General features: G+C 39.0%; 13 protein-coding genes. 11 read left to right on the top strand and 2 right to left on the bottom strand.

Features of this window, described 5'->3' with window-relative positions:
- Positions 1–36 precede the first annotated feature (36 nt).
- Positions 37–606, bottom strand: a complete 570-nt coding sequence (locus CVT00_RS06735) for an adenylate kinase (RefSeq protein ID WP_004317610.1) — start codon at positions 604–606, stop codon at positions 37–39.
- Between the two features lie 254 nt (positions 607–860).
- On the bottom strand, positions 861–2,618 hold the full coding sequence (gene aspS / locus CVT00_RS06730; protein WP_103598535.1) for an aspartate--tRNA ligase: 1,758 nt from the start codon (positions 2,616–2,618) through the stop codon (positions 861–863).
- 92 nt (positions 2,619–2,710) lie between these two features.
- On the opposite strand from aspS, the gene CVT00_RS06725 reads away from it, so the two are divergent.
- The 11 genes from CVT00_RS06725 (at position 2,711) to yihA (ending at position 12,000) form a co-directional block, all read left to right on the top strand.
- Positions 2,711–3,586, top strand: a complete 876-nt coding sequence (locus tag CVT00_RS06725) for an NAD(+) kinase (RefSeq protein ID WP_107914870.1) — start codon at positions 2,711–2,713, stop codon at positions 3,584–3,586.
- The gene (locus CVT00_RS06720; protein WP_196376839.1) at positions 3,579–5,099 is read left to right on the top strand and encodes an AAA family ATPase; all 1,521 of its coding nucleotides are present in this window, start codon (positions 3,579–3,581) and stop codon (positions 5,097–5,099) included. Before CVT00_RS06725 ends, CVT00_RS06720 begins: the two co-directional genes overlap by 8 nt.
- An 88-nt stretch (positions 5,100–5,187) precedes the next feature.
- Entirely contained in the window at positions 5,188–6,444 is a 1,257-nt protein-coding gene (locus CVT00_RS06715; protein ID WP_107914873.1) for a GGDEF domain-containing response regulator, read from the top strand.
- The gene (locus CVT00_RS06710) at positions 6,441–7,226 is read left to right on the top strand and encodes a TatD family hydrolase (protein WP_103630383.1); all 786 of its coding nucleotides are present in this window, start codon (positions 6,441–6,443) and stop codon (positions 7,224–7,226) included. The genes CVT00_RS06715 and CVT00_RS06710 overlap by 4 nt, the downstream gene beginning before the upstream one ends.
- A 65-nt stretch (positions 7,227–7,291) precedes the next feature.
- Positions 7,292–8,503 carry a lytic transglycosylase domain-containing protein gene (locus CVT00_RS06705; RefSeq protein WP_012140081.1) on the top strand — a complete coding sequence of 404 codons (1,212 nt, stop codon included), beginning with the start codon at positions 7,292–7,294 and terminating at the stop codon, positions 8,501–8,503.
- The gene (locus CVT00_RS06700) at positions 8,490–9,350 is read left to right on the top strand and encodes a septal ring lytic transglycosylase RlpA family protein (RefSeq protein WP_009294185.1); all 861 of its coding nucleotides are present in this window, start codon (positions 8,490–8,492) and stop codon (positions 9,348–9,350) included. The genes CVT00_RS06705 and CVT00_RS06700 overlap by 14 nt, the downstream gene beginning before the upstream one ends.
- 14 nt (positions 9,351–9,364) lie before the next feature.
- Entirely contained in the window at positions 9,365–9,940 is a 576-nt protein-coding gene (hisB, locus tag CVT00_RS06695) for an imidazoleglycerol-phosphate dehydratase HisB (RefSeq protein WP_196376899.1), read from the top strand.
- Positions 9,937–10,425 carry a KdsC family phosphatase gene (locus CVT00_RS06690; protein ID WP_004317467.1) on the top strand — a complete coding sequence of 163 codons (489 nt, stop codon included), beginning with the start codon at positions 9,937–9,939 and terminating at the stop codon, positions 10,423–10,425. Before hisB ends, CVT00_RS06690 begins: the two co-directional genes overlap by 4 nt.
- A complete protein-coding gene (gene lptC, locus CVT00_RS06685) occupies positions 10,416–10,943 on the top strand; it encodes an LPS export ABC transporter periplasmic protein LptC (RefSeq protein WP_107914877.1) in 528 nt (175 codons plus the stop codon). Before CVT00_RS06690 ends, lptC begins: the two co-directional genes overlap by 10 nt.
- Entirely contained in the window at positions 10,916–11,392 is a 477-nt protein-coding gene (gene lptA / locus CVT00_RS06680; RefSeq protein WP_004317502.1) for a lipopolysaccharide transport periplasmic protein LptA, read from the top strand. Before lptC ends, lptA begins: the two co-directional genes overlap by 28 nt.
- Positions 11,389–12,000, top strand: a complete 612-nt coding sequence (yihA, locus tag CVT00_RS06675; RefSeq protein ID WP_103642658.1) for a ribosome biogenesis GTP-binding protein YihA/YsxC — start codon at positions 11,389–11,391, stop codon at positions 11,998–12,000. Before lptA ends, yihA begins: the two co-directional genes overlap by 4 nt.
- Position 12,001 lies beyond the last annotated feature (1 nt).

Raw genomic sequence — 12,001 nt, 5'->3', positions numbered from 1 at the left:
TTAAAACCTTGCACCTTTTGATGCAAGGTCTGTGAATTATATAAGTTTAGCTAGTAAATTTTTGATGTCAGCTACGATCTCGTCGATGCCGCGTTCGCCATTTACTACGTGAAGTAGCTCTTTTTCGCTGTAAAACTTACGGATAGGTTTGATCGGATCAAGATAGACTTTCATGCGGTTGTTAAACACTTCATTGTTATCATCAGCGCCTCTTGCACGGCCAAGCACTCTAGCTCTTGCCACATCTTCGCTAACATCCACTTCGATGACGCCTTTTAGAGAAATTTCATCTTGCTCGCTTAAAACCTTGTCAAGCTCAGTCATTTGCTCAACGCTTCTTGGGTAGCCGTCGATTATGATATTTGATTTATTTGAGCTTTTGATGGCTGATACGATCGCATTTACGACAACGTCAAGTGGGACTAAATTTCCTTTTGAGATAAAGCCGTCTATTAGTTTGCCAAGCTCGCTACCGCTAGCTACTTCAGCTCTTAAAAGATCGCCAGTTGAAAAGTGTGCAAATTTCTCATCATGCTGTGCGATGATCGATGCGTCTGTTGTTTTGCCGCTGCCTGGAGCGCCGATGATTAAAAATAAATTTTTCATTTTTTCCCTTTTATTGCCTTTGTCTTTTGAGCGCTTTTTGCGGAGCTAGTAAAATTTAGCTTGATGAACTAAGTGTTCTATCTGCGCAAAATTTTACGTTGCAACCACAAAAATCATCTCAAACTACTTAGGCAAGTTTTGATTTAATTAGCCGCCAAGTTGGAGGCATCTTTTTATAAATTTAAATTTAGGATGGAATTTTGTCTAAGAAAAATATTTAAAGACAAAATTCGATCTCTTTTTAAAGGCAAATTTTAAGCCTTTTGCTCTTTTTCTCTTATCCTTAGTCCTAGCTCCCTAAGCTGTTCGTTGCTAGCGTAGCTTGGTGCCTTTGTGAGTGGGCACTGAGCGCGCTGTGTTTTAGGGAAAGCTATGACGTCGCGGATCGAGCTTGCTTTATTTACAAGCATATTTAGCCTATCAAAGCCGATCGCGATACCACCATGTGGAGGCGCACCAAATGTCAAGGCATCAAGCAAGAAGCCAAATTTCTCACGCTGCTCGGCTTCATCTATGCCAAGAAGCTTAAAGACTTTTTGTTGGATGTCGTTTTTGTGAATTCTTATACTTCCGCCGCCAAGCTCAAAGCCGTTTAACACGACGTCGTGAGCGATAGAGAGAATATCTTCAAGATCAGGCTCGTCTATATTTTTTGGCATTGTAAATGGATGGTGCATCGCAGAGTAGCTACCATCGTCATTTTGCTCAAACATTGGGAAGTCAAGCACCCATAAAAACTCAAGTCTGTCTTGATCGATGATACCCATTTGTTCAGCCAAGAAAATTCTAAATCTTCCCATATAATCAAGCACGATCTTTTTCTTGCCAGCACCAAAGAATACTACGTCACCAACTTTTAGCTCACATCTTGAGACGATCTCGTCAAGATCGCTTTGCTCGAAAAATTTACAAAGTGGGCCTTTTAAACCATCTTCTTTCATCTGGAAGTAGCCAAGACCTTGCGCACCAAATTTACGTACGAATTCCTCAAATCTATTCATCTCGCGCTTGCTAAAGATATTATCGCCATTTGGCACTTTTAGCGCTTTTATGCGGTTTTTCTTCTTATCTTTTGCGATCCCGCTAAAAATTTCATTGCTTGAGCGCTCGAAAATATCGATCACATCGATCATTTTTAGATCATATCTAAGGTCAGGCTTGTCTGAGCCGTAAGTCTCTGTCGCCTCTTTGTAGCTCATACGTCTAAATGGCGTTTTGATATCGTGTCCGCAGGCTTTAAAAATGTCTTTTAGCATCGTCTCAGCCATATTTATGATATCTTCTTGCTCGACAAAGCTCATTTCGATATCTATTTGAGTAAATTCTGGTTGGCGATCAGCCCTTAAGTCCTCGTCACGGAAGCATTTTGCTATCTGAAAATACTTATCAAAGCCAGAACACATCAAAAGTTGTTTAAATAGCTGCGGGCTTTGTGGGAGCGCGTAAAACTGGCCTGGATATACACGGCTTGGCACTAGATAATCTCTTGCGCCTTCTGGAGTTGCGCGTGTTAAAACTGGAGTTTCAAACTCGATAAAGCCCATTTTATCTAGGCTGTTTCTAGCTGCTATCGCCGCGCGCGAGCGCATTTTAAAGATATTTTGCAAGCGCTCGCTTCTTAGGTCTAAAAAGCGGTATTTTAGCCTGATGTCCTCATTTACGCTTTCATCGCCTATCATAAATGGTAGTGGCTCGCTTGGATTTTCGATGATGAGCTCGCTTACTATCACCTCTATCTCGCCAGTTTTTAGCTTTGGATTGGTTAGTCCTTCGCCCCTAGCTCTTACTTTTCCTTTTGCTTTTAAGACATATTCATCTCTTACTTTTGCAGCCACGTCGTGTGCTTCTTTGCTGTCAGCAGGATCACAAACTAATTGTATAAGCCCGCTAACGTCTCTTAAGTCGATGAAAACAACGCCACCGTGGTCTCTATATGTGTTTGCCCAGCCACAAAGTATTACTTCTTTGCCGATATCAGCTTTGCTAAGATCGGTGCAATAATGACTTCGCATAAAATGCTCCTTTGCAATGTTTTTTAGGCAATTATAATCGCTTTTTTCTTTTGAAAAGCTTTGTTAAAATAAAATATGTTACAATCATTTCTATGAAAAATGAACAAAAATTTAATACCACAAACGCCAAAAAAGTGGGACTTATCGCGAAAGATTATCCATTATTTAAGCAGGATTTAGCAAAGCTAGAAAAAATTTTAAAAAAGTATAACGCAGAAATTTTGCTTGAAAAAAGCTGCGCAAAACAGGTAGAAAAAAGTGGCTTTGAGCTTCTAAAACTAGCCAAAGAGTGCGAATTTCTTATCACGCTTGGTGGAGATGGCACGATCATCTCAACTTGCAGAAAGCTAGCTCACATCTCGCCACTCATACTTGGCATACACGCTGGCAGGCTCGGCTTTTTGACAGATATCACTATAAATGAGAGTGAGAAGTTTTTTAAAGATTTTTTTGATGATAAATTTGAGGTAGAAACGCCTTTTATGTTAGACGTCACACTTCACAAAAATGATGGCAAAACCGAGCAAAAGATAGCATTTAACGACGCAGTCATCGTTAGTAAAAATGGCGGCTCGATGACGCATATCGAGGCACTTTTAAATGAAAAGTATTTTAACTCATATTTTGGTGATGGCGTCATAGTGGCAACTCCTGCTGGCACTACGGCTTACAACATGAGTGCAAATGGCCCGATCATCTACCCGCTAAGCGAGGTCTTTGCGCTAACTCCCATCTGTTCGCACTCGCTTACGCAGCGTCCAGTCGTGCTTACCAAAAATCACACGGTTAAATTTAGAACAAAAAGCGACGCCATTTTAGTAATAGACGGCCAAGACCGCTTTGATATGAGTAAAATTTCAGCCGTCAGTATGAGCCTCAGCGAGAAAAAAGCGAGGCTGATACGCCATATTGGCAGGGATTATTTTCAAATTTTAAAAGAGAAACTTCACTGGGGTTATAATGATTGATCGAATTTTGATTAAGGATTATCTAAATTTTAAAAATGTCGAGCTAAATTTCAAAGAGGGTCTTAGCGTATTTACGGGTGTTAGTGGCGCTGGTAAGTCGGTGCTGATGAGTGCTATAATGGCTGTTTTTGGGCTAAAAGATAGTGAAGCAAGGCTAATAGAAGCTGACGTTGAGCATAAATTTGAGCTTGATGAGTTTGGCATAGAAAACGAAGAGGTCAATATTTTTAAGCTTCTAAAAGATAAGAGCACGAGGTATTTTATAAACCAACAAGCCATCTCAAAGAAAAATTTAGCCCAAGTGGCGCGCGAGCACATCAAATATCTCTCGGCAAAAGAGGCAAATGAATTTGAAAATGAGAAATTTCTAAATTTGCTTGACAGGCTTGAAATTTCAAAAAATGAGAAATTTAAAGAGATAAAGCAGGAATTTGAAGAGGCGTTTTTAGAATTTTCTAAAATTTCAAAAGAGCTAGCCACTATAAAAGAGGAAGAGAAAAAGGTCGAGGAGCTAAAGGAGCTTGCTAGCTTTGAGATCGAGAAGATAAGAAGTGTCGGGCCTAAAAAAGGCGAGTTTGAAGAGCTTATGGAGACTAAAAAAAGGCTTAGTAAAAAGGATAAGATAAATGAGGCGTGGGCTAGAGCTGAGCGGATATTTGAGCTAGAGCACAGCGTAAATGAGGCGCTAAGTATCAGCGACCTTGATAGTGGCTTTTTTGAAGATGCGATGAACGAGCTAAGGGTCGCGCGCGATAGCCTAAATATGGAGGAGCTTGACGATATAGACGTAGAGAGCGTGCTTGATAGGATAGAAGCTCTTAATGCCATCATTAGGCGCTATGGCAGCGAGGAGGAGGCGTTAGAAGCGCTTGATAAAAAGGAAAAAGAGCTTGCCAGATATGAAAATTTAAGCTTTGAAAAGAGCGAGCTTGAGAAGAAATTTGAAATTTTAAGCAAAAAGGCAAATGAGCTAGCCAGCACTTTAAGCAAGGCAAGGGGTGCAAATTTAAAAGAGCTTGAGGCTATGATAAATTTATACCTAAAAGAGCTTTATATGCCAGATATTACGCTAAGGATCGAAGGCAAAAAGCTTGATATTTTAGGCGCTGATGAAATTTGTCTAAATTTAAACGAGACCTCGCTTAAAAATTTAAGCTCAGGCGAGCTGAACCGCCTAAGGCTAGCCTTTATAGCCGCTTCTAGTGAGATCACAAAAACGGGCGGTGATGTCATCATTTTAGACGAAATAGATGCAAATTTAAGCGGAAAAGAGGCGATGAGCATCGCAAATGTCTTGCTTAAGCTTGCAAATTTCTATCAAATTTTTGCCATTTCTCACCAGCCACAGCTTAGCTCAAAGGCAAATTCGCACTTCTTAGTAGAGCGTCACGGTGAGAGCTCAGTCGTAAGAGAGCTTGACAAAGAGGAGCGTGTAAATGAGCTTGCACGTATGATAAGTGGCGAGCATATCAGTGAAGAGGCGATAAATTTTGCAAAAGGACTTTTAAAATAGCTTGAAATTTAAGTTTTAAATTTAAGCTTTGTGATTAGGTTTATTTGTTAAAATCCGAGCTAGTTTAATAAAAAATCACAGGAATAATATGGAAAGAATTCTAGTAGTTGATGATAATAAGGCACTTGCTAAGCTAATCGTCATGCAGATGGAAAAGAGCATTGAGGATATGGCGATCGACGTTGCGTATGATTTTGCCGAAGCCAAGATGCTTATTAGCGAGCACGGCAAAGATTATTTTATGACTATCTTGGATCTAAATTTGCCCGACGCACCAAATGGTGAGATCGTTGATTACGTCCTTGCACAAGGGCTCTGTGCTATCGTTTTAACTGGCAGCATTGATGATAAGACGAAAGAATTTTTTATAAACAAAGATATAGTTGATTACGTCTATAAAGGCAACATGGATGATATCAACTACATCTTTCAAATGATAAATAGACTAAGCAAAAATAGACAATACAAGGTCCTTGTCGTTGAGGACTCGCTGCCTTTTAGAAATATGATAAAAAAGATCTTAACTAGCCTTCAGTTTAAGGTCCTAGCAGCAGCTCACGGCGAAGAGGCGATGAGTTATTTTGCTGATAATCCTGATATAAATTTAATCATAACTGACTATAGAATGCCTGTTAAAGATGGTTTAGAAGTCTTAAAAGAGGTTAGAAAAGAGAAAGATAAAAACCACCTTGGCGTGATCGTGATGACCTCGCCTAGCGAAAAAACAGATGCTGCGATATTTTTAAAAAATGGAGCTAGTGACTTTATAGCAAAGCCATTTTCTAAAGAAGAGCTCATTTGCCGTATAAATAACACTATCGAGGCGATGGAGAATATAAATAAGATAGCAAATTTTGCCAACCGCGACTTTTTAACTGGCGCTTATAATAGAAGATATTTCTATCAAGATATAGAAGAGTACGTTCAAACAGCTGAAGAGCTTGATGAACCTTATGCGTTTGCTATGCTTGATATAGATCACTTTAAAAAGATAAACGATACATACGGGCATGATGGTGGCGATAAGATACTAAAATCACTCGCAAAAATACTAACTGACAACACAAAAGGAAGCGATGTGGTCGCTAGGTTTGGCGGCGAGGAGTTTTGTGTCGTTCTTAAAAAGATAGCAAAAGAGGAGGCTATTAAATTTTTTGTAAATTTAAGAGCAAAAGTGGTTGAAAATGTGGTCATGATAAAGGATAAACCAGTAAGAGTTACTGTATCTATCGGTATATCTTTTGGTAAAGGACACTGCGAGATAGATGATATGCTCGAAGCTTGCGACTCAGCGCTTTATGTTGCTAAAGAAAATGGTAGAAATAGGGTAGAAATAGCTTTATGATTATAGATACGCATTGCCATTTGGATAGTAAAGTTTATGATTTTGACCTAGAGCAAATTTTATCTGAAGCCAGAAATTTAGGGCTAAAAGGCTTTATTATCCCTGGAGCTGATATTAATGATTTACCAAAAGCGGCTAAAATAGCGCACGAAAAAAATGACATTTTCTTTGCCGTTGGGGTTCATCCATATGATAAAGAGAATTTTGATATTGAAACTTTAAGAGAATTTGCCAAAGATAAAAAGTGCGTGGCTATCGGTGAATGTGGGCTTGACTACTACCGCTTGCCAAAAGATGAAGAAGAAAAGATAAGAGAAAAGCAAGATCAAAAACGTGTTTTTTTAGCTCAACTAGATTTGGCTGTTGAGTTAAACAAACCCGTTATCCTCCACATCAGAGAGGCTAATGAGGACTCTTTTAACATTTTAAAAGAGTATGCGCCAAAGCTTGAAGCTGGAGCGGTTTTGCATTGTTATAATGCTTCGCCACTTCTTTTAGAGCTTTGTAAATTTGGGAATTTTTACTTTGGCATAGGTGGCGTTTTGACATTTAAAAACGCTAAGAATTTAGTTGAAATTCTGCCAAAAATTCCTTTTGATAGGGTATTGATAGAGACTGACGCTCCATATCTCACGCCAGAACCAAATCGTGGCAAGAGAAATGAGCCAGCGTTTACGACATTTGTTGCTAAAAAGATAGCTGAAATTTTAAACCTTGAATTTGAAGTAGTTTGTAAAACGACTTCAGATAATGCCAAAAGGTTATTTAAGTGCTTTGCCTAAATTTTGGGCATTGTGCTTGCTTAAGATGCTAGCATCATTAAGCTTTGACACGAAAAAGGATAGAAATGAAAGCAATGCTTAAGATATTTTTATTATTTGCATGTAGCACCTTGCTACTAGCAAACGCCCCTGAGAAGAGCTCTTATGACACTCAGGTTAAAATTTTAAAAGAGCTAGACATCGATGCTAGCTTTATGAAAACTTCTCACTATGCAAAGATGAGACAAGGCATACAAAACTCACAGGTAAGAACATTTACAGATGCCTTGAAAAATGGCTATATGTATATACCAATGATTAAAGAGCAGATCAAAAAATCAGGCGTACCTGAGTCATTTTTCTACCTAGCGATGATAGAGTCAGGCTTTTCAAATCACACTGTCTCAAACGCTAAAGCTACTGGTATGTGGCAATTTATGGAGCAAACAGCAAAAATTCACGGCCTAAAAGTAGGACAATACACCGATGAGAGAAAAGATCCAGTCGAATCAACTGTAGCCGCTACAAACTATCTAAGATCACTTAAAAATCAATTTGGCAAGTGGTACTTGGCGGCAATGGCATATAACTGTGGCGATGGTGCGTTAAAAAAAGCTATACAAAAAGCTGGCACAGATGATCTTGTAACACTTCTTGATGCTGAGAAAAAATACCTCCCAGCTGAGACTAGAAATTTCATCATTAAAATTTTAAGAGCGGCATATATAGCAAAAGATGCGGACTTTTTGATATCTAAGGAGTCATCTTTACTAAACATAAATGGCGGATTAAGACTTACGAAAGTAAAAGTGCCAGGCGGTACAAATTTAGCTCAGATAGGCGACAGTATCGGTCTTAGCACAAAAAAGATGAAAAGCAATAATCCACATTTAAAATTTGTATTTACTCCTCCAACTTTAAAAGATTATTACGTTTATATTCCTGAAAATAAAAAGCAACTTTTCTCAGATAATTTCAAGCCATTTAATGGTAAAAATAACTTCTACGCATACACTGTAAAAAAAGGCGAAACCTTGCTCTCTATCTCTAAAAAAACAGGCGTTAGCCACAGAGCGATCAAGGACTACAACGAGCTTAGCACAAACGCAGTAAGCTATAATCAAAAACTAATAATCCCTTTTTCTACTCAAAATAAATCTCACAACTACGTAGTTCAAACAGGCGATACAATCGCATCTTTATCAAAGAAATTTAATGTAAGTGAAAAAGATATAAAAGATGCAAATTCTTTGGCTAGTTCAAATTTAAATGTCGGAGCAAATATTGTCATACCGTAAGAGCCTAAATTTCTACTTAGGACTAAGTTTTACACTTCTAATCACTGGTTGTTCTTGGAGCGGGGCTCCATTTACTCCAAGTGGCCCAACTAATGTAAGAGGCAACAACTCCGCCTCAGTTCAAAAAGCAACAATGAGACCATACACCATAAATGGCAAAACATACTATCCGACCGTCGTAAGTGTCGGCGATAAAGCCAGCGGAACGGCAAGTTGGTATGGTCCAAATTTTCACGGCAAAACAACCTCAAATGGCGAAGTTTATAATATGTACAATATGACTGCGGCGCATAAAACTTTGCCGATGAATACAATACTTAAAGTAACAAATTTAAGAAATCAAAAAAGTGTTATCGTGCGTGTAAATGACAGAGGACCTTTTGTGGCTGACAGGGTGCTTGACCTCTCAAAAGCAGCTGCAATGAAGCTTGATGTCATCGGCACTGGTACAGCTCCAGTTAGTATGGAGGTTATCGGCTTTAATGAAGACATTAACGCTGTTACAACTGCTAGCGCGCAACCAACAAAACCAACAAGCACTGGCATAAAAGTGCCAAATCCAGTCTCTCCAACGGCCCCAGTTGGCGGCATCGTGATCTCATCAGAGCAACGCGTTGTGGGTGGAGATTTTATGGTACAAATTGGCTCGTTTAAAAACCTTGAAGGCGCAAATAGATACCAAAGAGAGCATAAAAGCATAGATGGTTATAGATCAGTCGTTAAGACATTTACGATAGATGGCTCAACCATTTATAGAGTATTCTTAAATGGCTTTAGAAGCGAGGACGAGGCTAGGGATTACGCAAGAAGCGGTAAATTCCAAGGTGCATTTATAGTAAGAGGTTAGGCGTGAGAGAGGAAATTTTAGAACTAACTAGAAACACAAAAGAGACGCAAATCTCAATGAAGCTCAAAATTTACGGCTCTGGGGTTGCGAAGATAAGTACAGGCATTGGCTTTTTTGACCACATGCTTGAGTCATTTACAAAGCACTCTTTGCTCGATCTTGAAATTTCATGCAAGGGCGACACGCATGTGGATTTTCACCACAGTGTCGAGGATGTAGGCATAGTTTTGGGGCAACTTTTAAAAGAGGCTTTATATCCATTAAGTGGTGTTGAGAGGTTTGGCGAGGCTAGCGTTGTTATGGATGAGGCGGCTGTTTTTTGCGCGCTAGATCTTAGCAACAGAGCTTACCTTGTATATGAAAATTTTAATGAAAATGCCAAAGTTGGCGAGTTTGACACTGAGCTTGTGGAGGAGTTTTTTAGAGCAGTTGCCATAAATTCAGCCATCACTCTTCATCTAAATCAAATTCGTGGCAAAAACACGCATCACATCATCGAAGCAACATTTAAATCATTTGCCGTAGCACTCCGCAGAGCGCTTGCCAAAAACGCAAGGATCGGCACTCCAAGCACAAAAGGCGTTTTATGATAGAAATTATATTTTTAGACGTTGATGGGTGCCTAACTGATGGCAAGATCATCTACAATGCAAATGGCGAAGAGCTTAAATTTTTTGATGTAAAAGATGGCTATGCGATAGAGAGCTGGCTAAAGCTTGGCAAGAAAGTGGCTATCATCACTGGTAGAAAGTCAGCCATCGTTGAGCGAAGGGCTGAGGATCTGAAGATAAACCACGTCTATCAAGGTGTTGGCGATAAATTTGAAGTAGCAAGTGAGATATTAAAATTTGAAGGACTTAGCTTTAAAAACGCAGCAGCTATCGGCGATGACTATAATGACTATAAAATTTTAGACGCAGTTGCTTGGAGCTTTAAGCCAAAAGATGCCATTAAAGAGCTTGATGTAAAGACAAAACTAAAGCACAAAGGTGGCAATGGCGCTGTTAGAGAGATGATCGAGATGATCATAAAATCAGAAAATTTATATGATGAGTGGTCTAAGCGTTGGTTGTAAAAATTTTCTACTTCGTCGTGGCTATTTTTAGTGCTGTGATGATATTTTTAGCGGCTCAAGACCCATACTTAGCAAACGTGCTAAAGGTTGATACCAAGATATCAAATATGCAGGTAAATGACGTGGTTGATTACGAGATAAACTCGACTAAGATAAGCGGAATTTACGAGGCTGACGAGCTAAACAGATATAGCGACAGAGATGAATTTTTAGACTTTAAAGCGAGAATTTTAAGGGGAAATTTAAGACATTTTCTAAGCTCAGACAAGGCTATCTCGCAAAACGATGAGATAATCTTTCAAAAAAATGCGAACTATGAAAACAACGATAGTTTGAAATTTAAAAGCGATGAAGTTATATATAACACAAAGACAAAAATAGTAAGATCAGAGGCAAATTTCACCATCGCTAGAAATGGCGACAAAGCACTAGGTGATAGCGGAAGCTATGATCTTGGTAAAAAACAAACGCAGATAAAAGGGTTAAGGGCATGGGTAGAAGAAAAGCAGCGATTTTAGCGATGATTTTGGGCTTTACATTTTTAAATGCAGAGCAGGTTGAGATCACATCAAACGATTTTTTTGCTGATGAAAACAAGCAGATCAGCGAATTTGTAGGCAATGTAAATATCAAAAAAGGCTCATACGACGAGCTAAAGGCAAACAAAGTCGTTGTGCATTTTGATAAAAAGCGCCAGCCAGTAAAATATGTAGCAACAGGCAACGCTAGGGCTAAAATTTTCATGAAAGATAAGCACTATGACGGCAAGGGCGATACGCTCACATACGAGCCTGCAAAGCAGACATACACAGTAACTGGCAATGGCTATTTGCACGAAGTAGAGACTGATAAAAATGTCTATGGTGATAAGATAGTGGTCAATCAAAAAGATGGCACATATAGCGTAAATAGCGACGAGAAAAAGCCGGTTAAATTTATCTTTCAAATAGAGGATAAAACCAAGTGATAAGAGCTTTGAGCGCTAAATTTATCACATCAAGCCCAAGCATAAAAGAGGCTCCAAGCTTTGTGACAAGCGAGGTAGTCTTTTTGGGCAGGTCAAATGTGGGTAAAAGCAGCCTCATAAACGCACTTGTAAATCAAAAAAATTTAGCCAAAAGCTCATCGACTCCTGGCAAAACGCAGCTTATAAATTTCTTTGAGGCTGAGTTTTGTGAGGAAAAAGAAGAGAGCCAAAAAGAGAAATTTAAGCTCATCTTAGTCGATCTACCTGGCTTTGGCTATGCAAAAGTGGCAAAGTCAAAACACGACGAGTGGCGCAAAAATTTAGATGAGTTTTTGAAATTTAGAAGCGACATCAGACTTTTTATACATCTAATCGACGCTAGGCACTTTGACCTAGACATCGACGTAAACGTGGATTCTTACCTAAAAAGCTTTTTAAGAGCTGATCAGAAAATCTTAAATTTATACACAAAAAGCGACAAGCTAAATCAAAGCCAAAAGAGTGCGATAATGAAATTTGACCCAAGTGGCATTTTGGTCTCGACACTCAGTAAAAGCGGCATCGACAAGGCACGGGAAGCTATCATAAACCACGCTCTTGGTAGGTAAA

Origin of the sequence: Campylobacter concisus, from assembly GCF_003048675.2 — a bacterium.
Classification (GTDB): domain Bacteria; phylum Campylobacterota; class Campylobacteria; order Campylobacterales; family Campylobacteraceae; genus Campylobacter_A; species Campylobacter_A concisus_F.
This window is presented reverse-complemented; position numbering and strand designations above follow the sequence as displayed.